The 20,375-nt window shown below is 32.2% G+C and carries 16 protein-coding genes; all 16 read left to right on the top strand.

Annotated features, from left to right (window positions below):
* Positions 1-17 precede the first annotated feature (17 nt).
* On the top strand, positions 18-1,382 hold the full coding sequence (locus IWX84_RS03615) for a lipopolysaccharide biosynthesis protein (protein WP_196849404.1): 1,365 nt from the start codon (positions 18-20) through the stop codon (positions 1,380-1,382).
* Positions 1,351-2,664 carry a glycosyltransferase gene (locus IWX84_RS03610; RefSeq protein ID WP_196849403.1) on the top strand — a complete coding sequence of 438 codons (1,314 nt, stop codon included), beginning with the start codon at positions 1,351-1,353 and terminating at the stop codon, positions 2,662-2,664. The genes IWX84_RS03615 and IWX84_RS03610 overlap by 32 nt, the downstream gene beginning before the upstream one ends.
* A 5-nt stretch (positions 2,665-2,669) precedes the next feature.
* A complete protein-coding gene (locus tag IWX84_RS03605; protein WP_196849402.1) occupies positions 2,670-3,398 on the top strand; it encodes a GNAT family N-acetyltransferase in 729 nt (242 codons plus the stop codon).
* Positions 3,395-4,528: a dTDP-4-amino-4,6-dideoxygalactose transaminase gene (gene rffA / locus IWX84_RS03600; RefSeq protein WP_196849401.1), complete on the top strand. Its 1,134-nt coding sequence runs from the start codon at positions 3,395-3,397 to the stop codon at positions 4,526-4,528. Before IWX84_RS03605 ends, rffA begins: the two co-directional genes overlap by 4 nt.
* Positions 4,529-5,032: 504 nt before the next feature.
* On the top strand, positions 5,033-5,329 hold the full coding sequence (locus IWX84_RS03595) for an acyltransferase (protein WP_196849400.1): 297 nt from the start codon (positions 5,033-5,035) through the stop codon (positions 5,327-5,329).
* Positions 5,330-5,871: 542 nt separating this feature from the next.
* On the top strand, positions 5,872-6,672 hold the full coding sequence (locus tag IWX84_RS03590) for a hypothetical protein (RefSeq protein ID WP_196849399.1): 801 nt from the start codon (positions 5,872-5,874) through the stop codon (positions 6,670-6,672).
* Positions 6,654-7,394, top strand: coding sequence for a glycosyltransferase family 2 protein (locus IWX84_RS03585; RefSeq protein ID WP_196849398.1), 741 nt, complete (start codon positions 6,654-6,656; stop codon positions 7,392-7,394). Before IWX84_RS03590 ends, IWX84_RS03585 begins: the two co-directional genes overlap by 19 nt.
* Positions 7,391-8,272 carry a glycosyltransferase family 2 protein gene (locus IWX84_RS03580; protein ID WP_255549179.1) on the top strand — a complete coding sequence of 294 codons (882 nt, stop codon included), beginning with the start codon at positions 7,391-7,393 and terminating at the stop codon, positions 8,270-8,272. Before IWX84_RS03585 ends, IWX84_RS03580 begins: the two co-directional genes overlap by 4 nt.
* Before the next feature lie 77 nt (positions 8,273-8,349).
* Positions 8,350-9,258 carry a sugar transferase gene (locus IWX84_RS03575; RefSeq protein ID WP_196849396.1) on the top strand — a complete coding sequence of 303 codons (909 nt, stop codon included), beginning with the start codon at positions 8,350-8,352 and terminating at the stop codon, positions 9,256-9,258.
* Positions 9,255-10,412 (top strand): glycosyltransferase, encoded by a 1,158-nt coding sequence (locus IWX84_RS03570; RefSeq protein ID WP_196849395.1) that lies wholly within the window; start codon positions 9,255-9,257, stop codon positions 10,410-10,412. Before IWX84_RS03575 ends, IWX84_RS03570 begins: the two co-directional genes overlap by 4 nt.
* A gap of 66 nt (positions 10,413-10,478) precedes the next feature.
* Positions 10,479-11,228, top strand: coding sequence for a WecB/TagA/CpsF family glycosyltransferase (locus IWX84_RS03565; RefSeq protein ID WP_196849394.1), 750 nt, complete (start codon positions 10,479-10,481; stop codon positions 11,226-11,228).
* An 84-nt stretch (positions 11,229-11,312) separates the two neighbouring features.
* Positions 11,313-12,731, top strand: a complete 1,419-nt coding sequence (locus tag IWX84_RS03560) for an undecaprenyl-phosphate glucose phosphotransferase (RefSeq protein ID WP_196849393.1) — start codon at positions 11,313-11,315, stop codon at positions 12,729-12,731.
* A gap of 279 nt (positions 12,732-13,010) precedes the next feature.
* Positions 13,011-13,802, top strand: coding sequence for a polysaccharide biosynthesis/export family protein (locus IWX84_RS03555; protein WP_196849392.1), 792 nt, complete (start codon positions 13,011-13,013; stop codon positions 13,800-13,802).
* Between the two features lie 9 nt (positions 13,803-13,811).
* Positions 13,812-16,187 carry a GumC family protein gene (locus IWX84_RS03550; RefSeq protein WP_196849391.1) on the top strand — a complete coding sequence of 792 codons (2,376 nt, stop codon included), beginning with the start codon at positions 13,812-13,814 and terminating at the stop codon, positions 16,185-16,187.
* 393 nt (positions 16,188-16,580) lie between these two features.
* Positions 16,581-19,022: an SLBB domain-containing protein gene (locus IWX84_RS03545; RefSeq protein WP_196849390.1), complete on the top strand. Its 2,442-nt coding sequence runs from the start codon at positions 16,581-16,583 to the stop codon at positions 19,020-19,022.
* A 242-nt stretch (positions 19,023-19,264) separates the two neighbouring features.
* Positions 19,265-20,329: a lipopolysaccharide biosynthesis protein gene (locus IWX84_RS03540; protein ID WP_196849389.1), complete on the top strand. Its 1,065-nt coding sequence runs from the start codon at positions 19,265-19,267 to the stop codon at positions 20,327-20,329.
* Positions 20,330-20,375: the final 46 nt, after the last annotated feature.

Below are 20,375 nucleotides of genomic sequence, written 5' to 3'. Positions count from 1 at the left end.
TTATAATAAAGCCTATAATGAAAAATAAGTTATACAAAATATACGATAAAGTTGGTATTAAAAGTGATCGTACCAAAAATATCAGCAAACATGTCCTATTGTCGTTTATCTACAAAGGAGGAAGCATGTTGGCTAGTTTTCTCCTGGTACCACTTACAATATCTTTTCTCAATATGGAGAATTACGGAATCTGGTTGACTATAAGTTCATTTATAGGGTGGTTTGCTTTTTTTGATATTGGATTAGGTAATGGTTTACGCAATAAATTTGCAGAAGCAAAAGCAAATGGTGATATGACATTAGCCCGAGGTTATGTAAGTGTGGCCTATTTTACAATTGGAGCAGTCTGCGTTGGTTTGATTTTGTTTTTTTTTGTTTTGAACATATTTATTGACTGGACAAAAGTATTCAATACATCCGCGAGTTTGCAAAAGGATCTGAGGATTTTAATGCCCATAGTTTTTGGTTTTTTCTGTTTGCAGTTAGTGGTAAAGTTGATAACTACTATCTATACAGCGGATCAGCATCATTCTATGCAAGGGAAGATTAATTTTTTCATACAAGCGGGATCTTTGTTGTTGATTTGGATTATGACCAAAACATCTGAAAGTTCACTGTTGATTTTCGGAACTATTTTTTCTGTCTTTCCTGTGCTTATTCTTGTTTGGTTCAATTTATTTGCATTTAATACTCGTTACAAAGCCTTTAAGCCAACAGTTAGCTTATGGAAAAAGGAATATTTAAAAGATATTTTTGGTTTGGGTTTCAATTTTTTTATTCTTCAAATCGGTGCTATGATTCTTTTTTCAACCGATAATTTTATTATAATTCAATTATTTGGACCAGCCGCAGTAGTGCCCTATAATATAGCCTTCAAATATTTCTCAATAATAATTATGATTTACTCAATTGTCATTACTCCATATTGGTCTTCTTTTACTGACGCATATAACAGAAATGATTTTAATTGGATAAAAAAATCAGTACAAAATATTCAAAAATTATGGCTTTTAATTCCAATTACTTTAATTATTATGCTTTTAATGGCTAATTGGTTTTACAATTTTTGGTTAGGAACCAAAGTAAAAGTACCCATAAGTTTGTCTATTTCGATGGCTGTTTATGTGTTGGTATTTTCGTATAATATGATTTATGTAAACTTTATTAATGGAGTAGGTAAATTAAAAGCACAATTATGGCTGAGTTTTCTGGTAATCATACTTAATATTCCCTTAAGCATAATTCTTGCAACTTATTTTCAACTAGGTGTGCCTGGAATAATATATGGAAATAGCTTCCTTTTTTTAATATCAAATCTAGTTTTACCTTTACAATACAAAAAAATAATTAATGGAACAGCCAGAGGAATTTGGGACAAATAAAAAATATAATATTGTAATTTTAACGGCATCCCATCCATACAAAGTGTCTGGAATAGTTGCATTTGATTTGATGCAATGTTTAAATCAAAGCGGGTGTAATGTGAAGATAGTCACAAGTTCAAGACTTGAAAAGAAATATGAAAACACAATAACAATCACAGGTACTCTTTTAGGCATTTATCAAAGGTTGAAAAATAGGTTAAAACCTAAAGTTCAAAACGAACATTTATTTGATTCAAATTATTACATGGATGGTATAGATGAAAAAAAATCGACATTTAAAGCAAAAAAAATACTTAAAAAAATTAGTTTTAAACCAGATGCATTTATTTATCTTTTTCCTCAATTTTTTCTGAGTACAAGTGATTTGCATTATTTAAATAAAAAAACCAATGCCCCAATATTGTGGTACATGATGGATATGGCACCAATCACGGGGGGCTGTCATTATGCATGGGATTGTTTGGGTTACACCAAAGAATGTGGACATTGTCCAGGAATATATTCTAACAATAGTAAAGATAAAACAAATCTTAATTGGTTAAATAAATTTGATTTCATTGAAAAATCAAATATTATTCCAATTGCGGCTTCTCAATGGCAATTTGATCAATTAAAGAGAAGTAGTTTATTCATAAATAAACCGCATTATAAAATTCATTTGCCAATAAATAATGACTTATTTAAACCGGGGAATAAATCAGAAGCAAGAAATCAACTGGGTTTACCGCAAGACAAGCAATTGATTTTTTTTGGAGCAGTTAGTGTTAAGGAAATTAGAAAGGGATATAAAGAATTAATAGAGTCATTAATAATATTAAAGAATCAAATTTCAGAGGAACAAATAAAAGACATACACTTAATTATAGCTGGTAGAAATAACGAGAAGATGATTAAAGATTTGCCTTTTAGCCATACCTTTTTAGGGTTTCTTAATTATTCTAATTTAGCTTTGGCATTTCAAGCAGCAAATGTATTTGTTTGCCCGTCGATTGAAGATTCCGGTCCTATGATGATTAATCAATCTATTATGTGTGGAACTCCAGTAGCGTCATTTGAAATGGGAGTTGCGATAGATTTAGTCCATAATGGAGTTACAGGACATAGGGCTAAATTAAGAGATTGCAATGACTTAGCATCAGGTTTAAAAAATATTCTTGAAATGAAAACGGCAGAAAAGGAAAGAATGAGTTTGAACTGTATTGAGTTAAGTCAAAAAATACTTCAACCGAATATAATAGCCGAAAAATTTAGAGAAATTTTATCCAAAAACACGTACTAAAGTTTATGATAATAGAAAAATTAAATTGGGATACCGAGTTTTTTGGAATAAAAGTGGGTCGTATAATCCTTGCTGAAACTGATAACTTTGATCCGGTTTCTTTTGAACAACAAGTAAAAGAAGATGAATTTGAATTAGTTTATATTATAAGTCTTAAGAAAATACTTAATATAGAAAATAAAGAACAGTTGAAACTTAATTTAATGGATGTGCAGATTACTATGTCCAAAAAATTTAATCCTAATGAATATTCAAATATACCTTATGAATTTCGAACTGAATTATCTGAAACTGAATTACAAGAATGTTATCGTATAGCAGAACAAACTGCCACTGTTTCAAGATTTTATAAAGAACCGTTGATTGGACCAGAAAAAACGAAAGAGCTTTATAGAAAATGGATAGACAATGCTCTTGATCAATCTTTTTCAGATGGCTTATTTGTAGAACGGACCAAAAACACTATAGTCGGGGTTCATATTATAAAAACAAACAATACTAATAAGTTAGGGTTGTTTACATTAACAGGAGTTGACGAAAATATTAAACGAATGGGATTGGGAAGTAAATTATGGAATCAATCATTTGGTTATTGGTCAAATACATGTGAATTGGAGTGTATTAACAGTCCTTTCTCACTTCAAAACATGGAATCGTTTAATTTTCATTTAAAAATGGGATTTAATAAACTCGAAGAAATAAAATATATTTACCACTATAGTAATAAATTATGATACCATTTAACAAGCCTTACTTAACAGGTAAGGAAATGCATTACATCTATCAGGCCGTATATTCTGGTAAAATTTCCGGTAATGGAATGTTTACTAAAAAATGTCAGAGTTATTTTGAAAATCGATACGGATTTAAAAAAGTACTTTTAACTACTTCATGTACGGATGCGTTAGAGATGTGTGCGATACTTGCTAATATTGAGCCAGGAGATGAAGTCATTGTGCCTTCTTACACTTTTGTTTCAACAGCATTAGCATTTGTGAGACAAGGGGCAAAAATAATTTTCGCCGATAGCAGAACTGATCATCCGGGAATTGATGAAGATAAACTTGAAGCCTTAATTACATCTAAAACAAAAGTAATTGTACCAGTACATTATGCTGGTGTTGCTTGTGATATGGATAAAATAATGGAGGTGGCAAATAAATACAATTTAACTGTCATAGAAGATGCAGCTCAGGCAGTTGAGTCCTTTTACAAAGGACGTGCTCTGGGAAGTATTGGTCATATGGCTGCTTTCTCTTTTCATGAAACAAAGAATATTAATTCCGGTGAAGGTGGACTGATTGCAATAAATGATGATCGTTTTATAAACCGTTCTGAAATAATTTGGGAAAAAGGGACCAATAGATCCGAGTTTTTTAGAGGTGAAGTTGACAAATATGGCTGGGTAGATACTGGCTCTTCTTTTCTTCCCTCAGAAATAATCTCAGCTTATTTATGGGCACAATTGGAAAATCTTGAAGATATTCAAAATAAGAGAGTCGAAATTTGGGAATATTATTATAATGGTTTAAAAGATTGGGCGAAAAAGCATCAAGTTGAAATGCCATTTATTCCAGAATATGCCACTAACAATGGACACATGTTTTATCTTGTATGTAAAACTGGAGAACAACGTAATTTGCTAATTAGTCATTTAAAGGAAAATAATATTTTGGCAGTTTTTCATTATTTAAGTTTACACAAATCTAGTTTTCATAAAAGCAATAGCATTAATCAAATTTCTGAATTGCCTAACTCAGATGAGTTCACGGAAAGGTTGGTTAGATTGCCTTTGTTTTATGAACTAACAATAGATCAATTAGATTATATTATTGAAACCATATTGAAAGTTCAATTTGATTAGAATGAATTCAAAAGAGGGGTATTAATCAATATTTTAGATTGTGGAAAAAAAAAGTTAAAACAACAAATGATACATAATCAGAATAAAAACATTAGAAGCTTTATCACTACTGTCTGTAAAATGATTAAAGACTCATAATATGCAAAAAATAATTGTTTACTTATATAAAAATTTTATAGACCTATTGCATTCTGGGTGTAATCCATTAATTGTATTTGCTCGTTTCATTTGGATTAAACTTTTCTATGGTAAAAAAATGTTGCTACATCAAAAAGTTACAATAAAAGGATTAAAGAACATTGAATCAAATGGGTTGCTCAGGATTGGTACTTCATTTGTTGGATTTGTTCATAAAAATGACTGAACTTACTTGAATATTGCAGGGAAGTTAGTTATTAAAGGAAATTACTCTGTGGGTCGAGGGTGTAGATTTGATATTGGAAAAATGCAACGGTAACAATTGGATCTGGAGGTTATATAAATTGTTTCACAAATCTAATTATTATGCATAACCTAACGATAGGTGATAATTGTACAATATCCTGGGACTGTCAATTTCTAGATGAAGATTTTCATGAAATATGTTATCAAGGAAAAAAGCAACAACAAAATAACTCAATTAGTATTGTAAACAATGTTTGGATTGGTTGTGGAGTTAAAATATACAAAGGTGCAGTTATACCAAGTGGTAGAGTCATTGCATCTAATTCAATAGTGAAAGGTATTTTTACTTCAAAGAATACATTAATTGGAGGTAATCCAGCTAAAGTAGTGAAGGAAGATATTTCGTGGAAACATTAGAAAGATAATTATTATTTTTAAGATGTTCTTAAACCTAGGAGAAGCTCCTCGCAAAATTTTAAATTTATTTTTAGCTTAAAATATAATTCATGAAACTCAACATAAATAAACAAAAAAGAATTGTCTATGTTTTAGTGTTTTTATTGATTGCCTTTTCAACTATTCCAATATTTAGAAATAAATTTATGGAGACAATTTGTTTGGCAATTAGTCTCTTTTTTTTTGGATCATTGTATAAATATAAAGATGTTCTATTTCTAATTAGTTTTCTGTTAATTCTTGAAGTCTATCATTTCCTTAATTTTACACCCAATTACGATTTATCAGTTGTTAGAGTTATAGTATCATCATTTATAATTGGCTTCGGATTTTCAGTTGGCTGCAAGTCGTCTCTTTTAATTACTTATATAAAAATCATCCATTTTTTATCAATTATAAGTTTAATAATCTTCGGTATTTTATTAATTTCTGAATCAGCAATTAAAATAATTGAATCATTTTTTGATCCTATTTTTAGAGTTGAAAACGAGCAATATGGCAATTTGTCATCTCAAGTAAATCCCATATTTTATAATTTTGATTATAATTTTTATTTGATTCGCAATAATGGACCTTTCTGGGAACCAACAATATTTGCAAGCCTACTTATCCTTTCAATTATTTTTAATTTAATTCTATTTAAAAAAATAATTAACAAATATTCAATTGTTAGTTTTATTACACTGATAACCACATTTTCCTCAACGGGATACGTTTCATTTGCAGTTTTAGTTTTAGGTTTAATATTACTTTCAAATAAAATTATTTTAATAAAGAAAATGTTGTTGATGACAGTATTATTAACGGGTTCTTTTATACTGTTTAATAATACAACTTTTTTAAAAGATAAGATCTTTGAAGAATTTATTAACAGGGAAGATGCTATTCAGGATAAAGGGGGAGATTCTCGAATTGCAAGTACGATACTGGACTGGAGAGAGGTTACTGAACAACCAGAGTACTTTCTTTTTGGTAAAGGAAGCGACAAAAGGGTAAGGATTGGGATTAATGATAAAAATGTATTAAGAAATAATGGGTTAACTGCTTTATTGGTTCAAAGAGGTATACTATTTACTGTTTTTTATTTATACGGAATTTATAATTACTTTTATTTTTTATGTTACCAATATGAGAAAAATAAGAAAATGGCAATTGCATTTTTCATATCGATTTTAGTATTATCTACAAGTGAGATATTGTTTGATTTAGTGTTTTTTCACATGTTGGCAATACTCGGATTTATTTTAAAATATGATTTGATTAAAAAAGTCTCAAATAAAAAAATATGCCTAAAATATCAATAATTACCTGTACCTGGAATAGTGAAAAATACTTGGAAGAATGTCTTTTGTCAATTAAAAACCAAACATTTAAAGACTATGAAATAATAATAGTTGATGGTGGTTCGGTTGACCAAACATTAGATATAATTAAAAAATATAATATTGAAAAAGTTTTCACAAATATTAGAGGAGGCGTAAGTAAAGCTATGAATTTTGGAATTAGTCATGCTTCGGGAGATATAATTGCGATATTGCACTCTGATGATTATTATTATTCAAATAACTCTTTAGATTTGGTTGCGTCTTGTTTCGTTAACACTAATTGTGAATGGCTTTATGGCAGTTTAGTACGAAAAAAAAGAAATGGGGAATTCATATTTCAAAAAAATCTACCTTATTCAAAAGAATTTTTATCCTATACATTTAATATTCCACATCCCACAGTTTTTGTAAAAAAAGCTATCTATGAAAAAATAGGATATTTTGATGAAAAATATAAGTATGCTATGGATTATGATTTAATTTTAAGAATAGCTAAAAAATATACGCCATTTCAAATCAATGAAAATATTACTGTCTTTAGAGAACATAATGATAGTTTGTCAACTTCCAACTGGTCTAAAGCACAAATCGAGTCTTTATTGATTCAACAAAAACATGCTGAAAATTGGTCAATTAAAGCAAAAGGCCTTTTTCGTTTTTTGAAAACTAGATTAGCTCGCATGAAAAATAAATTGAAATGATTTCCATTCTTATTTGTACCTATAAAAGACCAATACTATTGCAAAAATGTATTGAATCTGTTATCAACCAAATCGCCAAAATCGAATATGAAATAATTGTTGTTGATAATGATAAGGCTCAATCGGCAAAGGAAGTTGCCGACCGTTTTATTACTCATGTTCAGTATTTTTCTCAACCTGTAAAGGGATTGTCTAATGCACGAAACATGTCTGTTTCTAAGGCTAATGGTGAGTTTATTCTATTCATTGATGATGATGAATATGCAGAAGAGAATTGGTTGTCCAAAATAATAGACTGTCAACAGAAATATAATGCGGATGTTGTTCTTGGCAAAGTAATTTATGAAATACCAAAAGATTTTCCATCATATATCCGAAAAAGCTCATATTTTATTAGAGATACTATTACAACAGGACAATTAGCTACAATTAACCAAGGATATTCTGGTAATACATTAGTTAGAAAAAAACTATTTAAATTAAGGACACCTCCATTCCAAACTCATTTCAATCACACTGGGGGTGAAGATTCTGATTTTTTTAATTTTTTAATTCAACAAAGTGCAAAAATAGTTTTTTGTGATGAAGCAATTATTTATGAAATACAAGATGAAAAAAGATTGGAAATAAGTTGGTTTTTAAATAGAGGATATCTTGGGGGGTATAATTACACTCAATTTTTATTTAAAAACAATTCGTTTTTAATTGCCTTTTTTGTAATAATTAAAAGTTTTTTCGGCGGAATTGTGATTTCTCTTTCTCTATTATTGCTTGCTTTGATAACTCCAAATAAATATTTTATAAAATTCATCTCAAAATTCGGAAATCAACTTGGTAAGTTGGGATATATATTTAAATTAAAATTAAAAAATTACTAGTCAGTTTTTTAGATGTTTTAATTAATAAAAATCTGGTAATTGAGCATTTCGAATTAAATTTAACTCATAATAAAAAATTGGAATCAATCTTAGCTCCCATAGTTCTCTTTACTTACAAACGCCTCGAGACTTTAAAACAAACGGTAGAAGTATTACAAAACAATTATCTCGCTGCAGCATCTGATTTATATGTTTTTTCGGACGCAGCAAAAAGTAAACTAGATATAGAGGCAGTTGATGCCGTAAGGGAATATATTGGTTCAATAAAAGGGTTTAAAACAGTGACAATTTATGAATCTAAATTGAACAAGGGCTTAGCGCAATCAATTATTGAAGGAGTCAATGAAATAATAAAAGAGCATGAAAAGGTTATTGTGTTAGAAGACGATTTAGTCAGCAGTCCCAATTTTTTAAATTATATGAATGAAGCATTAAATTTTTATCGAAACAAAAGTAAAGTGTTCTCAATAACGGGATTTAGTGTTCCAATAAACAATGGACAATCAGAGGCAGATGTTTATTTTGCTTTGCGCTCCTCCAGTTGGGGTTGGGCAACATGGAAAGACCGATGGTCTAGTATTGATTGGGATGTTAAAGATTATTCAGAATTTAAAAAAGATAGTAATTCACGCCGCAATTTTAATAAAATGGGTTCTGATATGTCTGACATGTTAGATCGTCAAATGCAAGGAAGAATTAGTTCATGGGCAATCCGCTGGTGTTACCATCAATTTAAAAACGATTTGTTTTCGGTACATCCTTTTGTATCGAAAATAGATAATATCGGTTTTAATTCTCCTGATGCCAGTAATACAAAAGAAAAGTTCAGCAGGTACCAAACTACATTAGATAAAGGAGAAAAAATAACATTTCAGTTTTCAAAAGAGATTCATTTGGAACCCAAAATTATTAGTCAATTCATAAAACCATTTTCTATATTTAACAGAATAAAATATAAGATTATTAATTTAGTATTCAAACATTGAAAATTCTCCTCATTCATACCCATTATCAATTGCAGGGCGGTGAAGATGCCGTAGTGGAGCAGGAACTGGAATTTTTAAAACAGCATCATGATGTTGAAATTTTGCGTTTTCAAAATTTGTCTATTTGGAAAGGGGCCTTGCAATTCCTAGTCTCTATTTGGAATATTGGAGCTGCCAAAAAAGTAAAGAGTAAAATACGTGAATTTCAGCCTGATGTAGTACATGTACACAACTGGCATTTTGCGATGGGACCGCTTGTATTTCGTGTTATTAATCGCTTGGGTATTCCATTAGTTCATACCGTACATAATTATCGTCTGTTGTGTCCTTCGGCAATTCTTTTAAATGAAGGAAAATTATTCACAAAAAGTTTAAAGGACCCATTTCCTTGGAGTGCGGTGCGTAATAAGGTGTATCGTTCCTCAGCAGTTCAAACTTTTTGGCTCGCTTTTGTCGTCTGGTTTCACAAAAAAATAGGAACTTGGCAAAAGATTGATGGCTATGTTTGTTTAACTCCTTTTGCGGTTGGTCTTTTTCAACAATCGACTTTCGGTGTTTCAAAAGAACAGTTTACAGTCAAACCTAACTTCACTAATGTTGTTGAAATTAGTGATCCCATTAAAAGGGAAGAACATTTTCTATTCATAGGCCGTTTGTCAGAGGAAAAAGGAATTCAAGTCTTGATAAATGCATTTAAGGAATTGCCTTTTTTATTGCGAATTGCAGGAGATGGACCGCTGAAAGAACAAGTGTTAAATGCCGTAAAACAATCGCCTAATATTAGTTATTTGGGAAATATAAACAACGACGAAGTGACAGAAGAATTACGAAAAACACAGGCATTGATTTTCCCGTCAGTTTGTTTTGAAACTTTTGGGTTAGTTAATATTGAAGCTTTTGCCACTCATACTCCAGTTTTGGCGTCTAATATTGGAGCTCCTCAATCTTTGATTAAAGATGGGTATAATGGTTTTTTATTTGAACCTGGAGATGTTGCAAATTTAAAAAAAGTAGTTGCTAAATTTGATGCTCTTTCCATAATCGAGAAAGAACAGATGGGCACAAATGCTTTTGAAAGTTATCAATCGAAGTATTCTCCTGCATCACAACACCGCTATTTTGATTCTGTTTATAGTAAAGCGTTGAAAAAGTAAAAACACATTAATTTAGCAATCCTCCTTTGTGAGTATACATCAATCATTTGTGTCAAAAAATTAATAATGAATAATTCAATATCCTCGATTCCCTTCGGCGACTATTCCATTTACAACGGCAATCTCAGGGACTTGTCTTTAGTAGATAAAACTTTGATTAATACCATCAATCAATATTCTTATTGTATTGGGGAGACGGATGCCGCATTTAAAAATGCTTTACAGGGATCAGATATTTTACTACCGGATGGAATGGCTATCGTGGCAGCAGTTGGATTATTAGAGGGTAAAAAAATAAGAAAAATTGCTGGTGCTGATTTTCATCAGTTTCTTTTAGAGGATTTAAACCAAAAAGGAGGAACTTGCTTTTATTTAGGTTCTTCCCAAGACACTTTACAAAAAATTACAGCACGTCTTGCCATAGAGTTTCCGCATGTAAAAGTTCAATCTTTTTCCCCAGCATACACTGCCGAGTTTTCTACTCTTGAAAATACACAAATGGTCGCTGCGGTCAATTCCTTTCAACCCGATGTTTTGTTTATAGGAATGACCGCTCCAAAACAGGAAAAATGGGCTTTTGCTCATAAAGAACAGCTGGATGCCACAATTATTTGTTCCATTGGAGCTGTTTTTGATTTTTATGCAGGAACGATCGTTCGGCCAAATGCTTTTTGGATCAAATTACGTTTAGAATGGTTCATTCGTTTACTCAAAGAACCCAAACGAATGTGGAAGCGCTATTTGTATTATGGACCTGTTTTCATAAAATTAATTTTGAAAGAAAAATTAAAACGCATTTTTAAGAGTAAGTATTAGATTTGCCCATACTATGAAACTGAAATTTAAAAATAAACGTAATTATTAAAAAGCGAAACTAGTAATACATTATTATTCTTTTATATGTCAATACTACAAAATCTATCTACTCATCGACTTTCACGTTATTTTAAACTATGCTTCCTTATCTGGGACATTGTTTTGCTAAATGGGGCAATACTACTTTCTTTTCTGTTACGATATGATAGTCTGGCTAGACTGGATTTGAAAGAAGTCCGAACTATTACGTTATTATCGAATTTATTTTGGATCATTATTTTGCTTTATAAAGATGATTACAGGATCATTAGGGTGGAACGGATAGAAACGATACTACTGCGAATGGTTAAACATTTAACGATTCATATTGCACTAATAGCAGTATTTGTGACGGTGTTGAAATTTCATGACATTTCGCGTTTGCGTTTAGTTTATTTCTATTTACTCTTTTTTATCTTGCTTTGTATTTCCCGATTGCTTTTTATGAAGCTTTTAAAGTATGTTCGTTATAAGGGATACAATTTTAAAAGTGTTGTGATCATTGGAGCCAATGATGCAGGGGTAAATATACATCGGATTCTGTCCAAAGATCTTACGTATGGGTACAGAATCATGGGTTTTTTTGATGACGCAGTGGATCCTTTTTACTTAATTCCCAAGCCATTGCTTGGAGGGGTTGATGATGTCGAGGATTTTATTATTGCGAATAAAGTCGATGAAATGTATATTGCCTTGCATATTGATCATATTAAAAGAATTAAACAATTAACGGCGCTTTGTGAACGTCATATGATTCGAATTAAATTCATTCCTGACTTCCAGCAATATACCAGATCCCGTAAAGTTGAAATTACTTTTTACGAGAATACACCGGTATTGATGTTGCGTAAAGAGCCTTTAGAAGGGACCATTAATTTGTTGTTAAAGAAAACATTTGATCTTATTTTTTCTTTTTTGGTGATTGTGTTGATTTTCCCGTTGTTATTTCCGATTCTGGCTGTTCTTATAAAACTAGACTCTCCCGGCCCTGTTTTTTTTAAGCAGCATCGTTCCGGAAGAGAAAATGAAACCTTTTTTTGTTTAAAATTTAGAACCATGAAGGTCAATAAATTTTCCGATAAAATTCAAGCAACAAAAAACGACAAACGGGTTACTAAGATAGGGGCTTTTATGCGCAAAACAAATTTGGATGAATTGCCGCAATTTTTGAATGTTTTATGGGGTACTATGTCAGTCGTAGGGCCACGCCCCCATATGTTAAAACATACAGAACAATATTCGGAATTGATCAATAACTATCTGGTGCGTCACTATGCGAAACCCGGAATCACCGGTTGGGCACAAGTAAATGGTTTACGTGGAGAAACTAAAAAATTGATTGAAATGAAAGATCGGGTGGATCATGATATCTGGTATATAGAAAACTGGAGTCTTTTGTTAGACCTTAAAATTATTTATCTTACCGTTTTTAATGTGTTTAAAGGGGAGGAGAAGGCTTATTAGTGATCAGTGTTCAGGGGTCAGTGTTCAGTGATCAGTGTTCAGTGTTCACTGTTCAGTTTTTAGTGATCAGTGGTCAGTGTTCAGTTCGCTTTGGGCGGAACTCGTCCCTCGAAATGACAAACGGCAGCGCGTTTCTCTTTGTTCGATTATGAAATTTGGAACTGTGTTATTTACATCGAACTGTAAATTATATAAAACTTAGGTTACTGATGTTTTTTTTTATTAGTCTTGATGAAATTTTTAATACCTATATTTGCAACTTTTAAAAATTAAAACCGCATGAAATATTTTCCTATACTACGTAAAACAATTCCGTTTTTTTTGATCCTGTTCCTTTTTTCTTGTGCCTCGAGAAAAGATGTGGTTTACTACCAAAATATTGATAGTCTACCCACTCAAAAAACAAATAGTTTTGAAATAAAAATTCAACCGGATGACTTATTATCTATTATCGTATCGGCTGAGGATCCTGAGATTGCAGCCCCATTTAATTTGAAATCAGTAAGCTTGCAAAGTGCTAAAAGTTTAGATGTGGTTAATGGGCAAACCACCATGCAACTTTATTTAGTGGACTCTAACGGGAATATTGACTTTCCGGTTTTAGGAAAATTGAAAGTGAGTGGCTTAACCCGAACAGAGGTACTAACTATGTTTCATGATAAAATAGCTACTTACATAAAAAATCCAATTATTAACATGCGGATTGCTAATTTTAAAGTTTCTATACAAGGAGAGGTGACACTGCCTGGTACTTATAATGTTGCTTCTGAAAGAATTACGCTGATTGAAGCTTTGACATTGGCAAAGGATTTAACCATTTATGGCAAAAGGGACAATATATTAATCATCAGAGAAATAGACGGTGTGAAATCATTTAACAGAGTGGATATTACCAAAGCGGATTTTATTAATTCCCCTTTTTATTATTTGGCACAAAACGATGTGGTTTATGTGGAACCTAATAAAAATAAAGTGAATGGAGCGGCTATTGGCCCCAATACTGGAGTAATTATTTCTATTTCTTCGCTATTGATTACACTAATTACCTTGATTATCACGACTACAAAATAAAATTTTAGAATGGAAAATAATAATTTTGACGACGATTTAGAAAATGATTTTGATTTAAAAGCATTTTTTGACAAGTATTTAATACACTGGAAATGGTTTGCCTTAGGCGTTAGTGTTTGCTTATTGTTGGCTTTTTTATATTTAAGATATACCATTCCACAATATAGGGCTTCAACAACGATTTTGGTGAAAGATGAGAAGAAAGGCGGTATGCTTTCGGAACTATCTGCTTTTGCTGATATGGGATTAGGCGGAGGCATGAAGAATAATGTGGACAATGAAATTGAAATTTTAAAATCAAGAACGTTAGTAGAAAGTACCGTAAAAAAGTTGAACCTTACTATTGCCATAATTGCCGAAGGTAAATTTGTTGATAGAGATATTTACAAGGAAGCTCCAATAGAGGTGATCTTAGTCAATCCTGAGAATCAATTTTATCAAAATAAAATGGATTTGACGTACTCTGAGTTAAGCCCGAATACGTTTGAATTAAAAAATAAATTGATAAATGATAAGTCAAAAATAACCTTAAATAGTAATAATAAATTCCATTATGGTCAATTAATTGCTACGCAATACGGGCAAATGATTATTAATAAAGCTAAAAGAACTAGTACTGTTCCGGATGACAATAATAGAGAGGTTAATATAGTAATAAGTCCATTGGAAGACGTGGCTAATAGTTTTAGAGGAAGAGTAACAGTCACTCCTATAAGTAAAACAAGCAGTGTAGTGGAGATTTCCATAATGGATCCTACGATAATCAAAGCAGAGGATTTCTTAGATAATCTGATTGAAATTTATAATGATGATGCTGCCGCAGATAAAAATTTTGTATCTGAGAACACTTCTAAATTTATTAACGACAGATTAGCCATTATAACGCAAGAATTAGATGGGGTTGAAAAAAGTGTAGAGAGTTTTAAAACATCCAATAAAGTAACTGATATTGAATCAGAAGCTAAACTTTATGTGGAGGGATCCAATGAATATGATAAAAAAGGTGTAGAAACTGACATTCAATTGAATGTAGTATCTTCTATGTTGAATTTCATGAAGAAAAGTACTAAATCTGATTTGTTGCCTACTAATATTATCTCAGGTCAGGGAGATGCCAGTAATTTAATTAATTCCTATAATGAATTGGTGCTGGATCGTAATAGGATTTTGAAATCTGCTACTCCAGAAAATCCTTCGGTCATAAGAATGGATCAGCAAATTGCCTCTTTAAAATCAAATGTTACCACAAGTTTGTTGAGAATGCAATCCAGTTTAAATATTCAAAAAAGAGATTTAAACAATAATGAAGGAATTTTGAATTCTAAAATAGGAAAAATTCCTACCCAAGAACGCCAATTTAGAGTAATTGCCAGACAACAAAAGGTGAAAGAAGAGCTTTACTTATATTTGTTACAAAAAAGAGAAGAGACTGCAATTTCATTAGCAGCGACCGAGCCTAATGCTAGAGTGATTGATGCAGGAAAAGCAATAAAAGTACCTATTTCTCCAAAAAAGAATATTGTTTATTTAGCTGCTTTATTGTTGGGTCTGTTAATCCCTTTTGGGGTAATATATGCCGATGATTTACTGGACACTAAAATTAAAAGTAGATTGGATCTGGAAGGAAAGACGTTGATTCCATTTATAGGAGATGTGCCTACTTCGGATTCACCTATGGAAATTATTAAATCTGAAAGCAGAACCAGTACGGCAGAAGCCTTACGGATTATCAGGACTAATCTCGAATTTGTATTGAGTAAAGCGGATGAAAATAAGGCTAAAACGATATTTTTGACCTCTACTTTCCCCAAAGAAGGTAAGACTTTTGTTTCAGCTAATCTAGCAGCCACATTTGCACTTTCAGGTAAAAAAGTATTGTTGATTGGAATGGATATCAGGAATCCAAGATTAGACGAATATTTTACTTTGCCGGAAAGAGGATTTACCAATTATCTGTCTTCTAAAGATCTAAAACTCGAAGATCTGATTATAAAACAAGACGGTTTTGAAGATTTTCACATTCTTCCAGCAGGTGTAATACCGCCAAATCCAGCAGAATTATTAATGAGTAAAAAAGTAGAAATGCTGTTCGAAACGGTAAAAACGCAATATGATTATGTTATTGTCGATACTGCTCCGGTGAGTTTGGTTACCGATACTTTGTTGATTGCGAAACATGCTGATTGTTTCATTTATGTGGCTCGTGCCAATTTTCTGGAAAAACGTATGTTAAACATAGCCAATACATTATACAAAGAGCAAAAACTGCCTAATATGTGTTTGCTTCTTAATGACACTGATTCGACAAAAGGCTATGGTTACGGATATGGCTACGGTATAAAGGTTAAAAAAGAACCTTGGTATAAAACAGTGTTAAAAATATAGCTACTGGTTTTTAATTTATATTAAATTTAAAAGTTTACAAGATGTTTTTATTTTGTAAACTTTTTTCTATTTAACGGTATTATTGTTTGTAGAATTTACGGTTTTTTTGTGATTTAGGTATATTTGTGATTACTTTCGCGAAAGTAAAGTAAAGCTAATTGTTTAGTAGCCTGATAGGAACCAAAAAAACGTCATTTTTGTTTTATATTTCCTACCGAAACTATAGATTTTCCTATAATTTTACTATAGCTTTGTACAAATTTTTAAAAAAAAGTGTGCCTAGGATGTGGCTTACTATGGCGAAGCCATGTGGAGTTCGCAACAGTGGGGATTACTTTGAAAATATAATTTCAGATAGAATACGAGAACTAAATTGTAAATTTTAGATTAGACATGAGAAAAATAATTATTGCGGCTGTATTTTTTATAGCCCTTTTTCAATCCTCACATATGCTTGCGCAAGATCTGTTGAAAAGCGCCGATTTAAGTACACTAAAAGTAGATTACTTATCCGATAGTGATATTGCAAAAATTAAAACGCAGTTGCAAACTAATAATGTGACTATTGAGCAAGCAGAACCCTTGGCTTTAGGTAAAGGAATGCCTGCCTCTGAGTTTGCCAAATTAAAGGAGCGTCTTGCCATGCCAGAGACCAAAAGTGACATCGTTAAAAAGGATATTACTCAAGATGATGAGGATAATGATACCGAAATAGGTAAAAAATCCGCCAGAAAACAAGAAAAGATCGTCAATACTAAAGTTAAGGATTCTATTAATGCGCTGGTATTTGGTTCGGAACTATTTGATAATCCGACATTAAATTTCGAACCTAATTTGAAATTAGCCACTCCTGTAAATTATGTCTTGGGACCAGGTGACGTTTTGCAAGTTAGCGTTTATGGTGTCCAAGAATTTAGCGCCAGTATTCCAGTAAGTGTGGAAGGAAAAGTAACGATACAATATGTAGGTCAAATTCCGGTTTCGGGAATGAGTATTGAAGCTGCTACACAAAAAATAAGAAATGCCTTTGCGAAAGTCTATAGCACGATTAATTCAGGACAATCTCAAGTTAGCGTTAGTTTGAGTCGTATTAGAACAATTAAAGTAACTTTGATTGGGAGCAAACAACCAGGGAACTATTCAATTTCTTCTTTGGCAACGGTCTATAATGCTTTGTTCTTAGGTGGGGGACCAGGAAAGAATGGCAGTTATAGAAATATTGAATTATTAAGAGACAATAAAGTATATAGAACTATTGATATCTATCATTTTTTAGTGAACGGAGATCAGTCTGACAATGTAGGGTTAAAAGATAATGACGTTATTCGGATTCCAGCCTATAATCAAAGAGTTACTGTTGAAGGACAAGTAAAACGTCCCGGGATATTTGAAATGAAAAGAGGGGAAACTTTTACAGATCTATTGTCTTTTGCATCAGGATTTAACGAGTTTGCGTATACTGCATCGGTAAATGTTTTGCAAAAAACAAATAAAGAATTTAAAGTCAGAGATATAAAAGCAACAGAGTTTAATACCTATACGCCTTTATCTGGAGATGTTTTTACTGTCACAAAAATTTTAAACCGATTTGAAAATCGTATTAAAATTGACGGTGCTGTTTTTAGACCGGATACGTACTCCTTTTATGAAGGAATGCGTTTTTCTGATTTGATTGCAAAGGCCGATGGATTAAAAGAAGATGCTTACAGTAAAAGAGCAAGAATCATCAGATTAAAATCGGATTTGACGAAGGAAATTGTTAATGTAAATTTAGAAAAAGCATTAGAAGGGGATTTTGAGGCTGATATTGCTCTGAAAAAAGAAGATATTGTAACCGTTTATTCCATTTTAGATTTTGTTGAAGAATACAAAATAACCATTGATGGTGAAATCAAAAAACCTGGTGTGTATGATTATCAAGAGGGCTTGACGTTAAATGATTTTCTAGTGCAAGCAGGAGGATTAACCGGATCAGCTTCCAAAAGAGTGGAAATCGCCAGAATGATTATGTCTGAGCAAATTGATGATGCCAATCCCAATAAAGCAGAATTATTTAACATCGAGATTTCTCCAGACAACAACGAACAATCGAAAAATTTTGAATTGCGCCCTTTTGACGTGGTGAACATCCGCAAGATGGCAGTATATGAAAAACCAGAGATGGTAACGGTAAGAGGCGCCGTGAATTATGCAGGAAAGTACGTTTTAGCAAATAAGAAAGATAGAGTATTTGATCTAATAGGAAGAGCTGGAGGATTAACTTCGGTCGCGAATATGGATGGAGTTAAAATTAAAAGACCTATTCAAGCAAAACAAATTGAGGACATAGAAAACGTAAACTTAAATTTGGGAAAAAAAGATAGTATTCAAAATAAATTGGAAAAAAAATTAAAAGAAGATTTAAAATATGCCACTATACCGGTAGATTGGAAAAGCATTGTTAAAAACCCAAAGAGTAGTACGAATGTGACTTTGTTTCCTGGAGATGAGATTGAAGTGTCCGCTTTCAATGAAGGAGTCAAAGTGACCGGTAATGTGTTGTTGACTTCAGAAATTCCGTATGATAAAGGAAAGGGATTTGGATATTATCTGAATTCCGTTGGTGGTGTTGATAATAAAGGCTGGAAGAAAAAAGCCTATATTATTTATCCTAATGGACAAGCGGCGGTCACCAAGTCATTCTTGGTATTTAGATCCTATCCAAAAGTCACTCCGGGTTCCCAAATTATTGTTCCTGAAAAACCAGAAGTCAAAAAAATGAGTACGGGTGAATTTGTAAGTATAGCAGGAGTATTGGCTAGTTTAGCAGGCGTAATTATAGCGATATTGAGGTAGTTTTTAGTGTTCAGTGATTAGTAATCAGTGATCAGTTTGCAGTGGTCAGTTTTTAGTGATTAGGTTACAGTATTCAGTGATCAGTGGTCAGTTGTGACTGATCAGAGTCCGGGTTACAGTAACACTAATAGTTAGCAGATCATTTGGTTTGAGTTCAAGCTTAACCGAGACTAATTTAAAACCGACAAGAGGTTTTTATTTGATAAAAAATAAATAAAATACAAGCGTAAAATCTTGATAAAATGAACGAACAAAACGACCAAATTACATTAAAGGAATTAATTGACAAGGGCAAGGATTGGTTCTCTTATTTACTTTCGCAGTGGAAAATACTTTTCCTGATGGTATTTATAGGAAGTGCATTAGGTGTTGCCTATTCCTTAATGAAAAAACCAATATACACTGCGACGCTCTCTTTTGCTTTAGAAGATGAAAAATCAGGAGGCGGATTGGGAGGTGCGTTGGGATTAGCGAGTTCTTTGGGATTAGACATCGGTGGTGGCGGTGGTGGAAGCGTATTTGCAGGAGCGAATTTGACTGAGTTATTCAAATCCCGTTCGATGGTGGAGCAAACCTTATTGGCTCCAGTTGTAGTAGATGGTGATCGTATTTCATTAGCAGAAATGTACGTTAGAAATGAGGGATGGCGAGAAAAATGGAACGGAAAACCAAAATTTAAAAACATTCAATTCATTCCTAATACCGACCGGAAGTATTTTACAAGAGTACATGACAGTATCTTGGGTGTGGTATACGCTGATTTGTCCAAGAATGGCCTAATGGTTGCGCAAAAAGATAAAAAGGTATCCATTATAAGCATTGATGTAGTTTCTACTGATGAATTGTTTGCCAAGTATTTTTCAGAGGCCTTGGCCAAAAGAGTATCTGATTTTTATGTCGATACCAAAAGTAAAAAGTCAAGAATGAATATGGCGATTCTCGAACGGCAAACTGATTCGATTCGTAGGGAACTCAACGGAGCGATTACAGGCGTTGCAGTAGCCAATGACAATACTTTTGGTTTAAATCCTGCAATGAATGTGCGTCGTGCACCGTCGGCCCGCAGACAAGTCGATGTGCAGGCGAATACTGCTATCTTAACTGAGTTAGTGAAACAAACAGAATTAGCTAAAGTTACTTTGCGAAAAGAAACTCCTTTAATACAAGTTGTGGACAGGCCTATTTTACCTTTGCCTAAAGAGAGGTTTGGTAAAGCGAAGGGGATTATTTTAGGAGGTTTTTTGGCTGGAATGCTAACGGTATTGTTTTTGATTATAAGACGAATTTTAAAGGAAATTACTGTATAATTAACGGTCGTTATATTGCATTATACGCTTATAAGTTGTTATGGTA

It is taken from the genome of Flavobacterium sp. CG_9.10 (genome assembly GCF_015752245.1).
Taxonomy (GTDB): Bacteria; Bacteroidota; Bacteroidia; order Flavobacteriales; family Flavobacteriaceae; genus Flavobacterium.
This window is presented reverse-complemented; position numbering and strand designations above follow the sequence as displayed.

Excerpts from the sequence above, each read along its gene's own strand:
- IWX84_RS03585 (WP_196849398.1), top strand. The coding sequence starts at position 6,654 with ATGCCTAAAATATCAATAATTACCTGTACCTGGAATAGTGAAAAATAC.
- IWX84_RS03595 (WP_196849400.1), top strand. The coding sequence starts at position 5,033 with ATGCATAACCTAACGATAGGTGATAATTGTACAATATCCTGGGACTGT.
- IWX84_RS03580 (WP_255549179.1), top strand. The coding sequence starts at position 7,391 with ATGATTTCCATTCTTATTTGTACCTATAAAAGACCAATACTATTGCAA.
- IWX84_RS03545 (WP_196849390.1), top strand. The coding sequence starts at position 16,581 with ATGAGAAAAATAATTATTGCGGCTGTATTTTTTATAGCCCTTTTTCAA.
- IWX84_RS03605 (WP_196849402.1), top strand. The coding sequence starts at position 2,670 with ATGATAATAGAAAAATTAAATTGGGATACCGAGTTTTTTGGAATAAAA.
- IWX84_RS03615 (WP_196849404.1), top strand. The coding sequence starts at position 18 with ATGAAAAATAAGTTATACAAAATATACGATAAAGTTGGTATTAAAAGT.
- IWX84_RS03560 (WP_196849393.1), top strand. The coding sequence starts at position 11,313 with ATGTCAATACTACAAAATCTATCTACTCATCGACTTTCACGTTATTTT.
- IWX84_RS03550 (WP_196849391.1), top strand. The coding sequence starts at position 13,812 with ATGGAAAATAATAATTTTGACGACGATTTAGAAAATGATTTTGATTTA.
- IWX84_RS03540 (WP_196849389.1), top strand. The coding sequence starts at position 19,265 with ATGAACGAACAAAACGACCAAATTACATTAAAGGAATTAATTGACAAG.
- IWX84_RS03610 (WP_196849403.1), top strand. The coding sequence starts at position 1,351 with ATGGAACAGCCAGAGGAATTTGGGACAAATAAAAAATATAATATTGTA.
- IWX84_RS03565 (WP_196849394.1), top strand. The coding sequence starts at position 10,479 with ATGAATAATTCAATATCCTCGATTCCCTTCGGCGACTATTCCATTTAC.
- IWX84_RS03555 (WP_196849392.1), top strand. The coding sequence starts at position 13,011 with ATGAAATATTTTCCTATACTACGTAAAACAATTCCGTTTTTTTTGATC.
- rffA (WP_196849401.1), top strand. The coding sequence starts at position 3,395 with ATGATACCATTTAACAAGCCTTACTTAACAGGTAAGGAAATGCATTAC.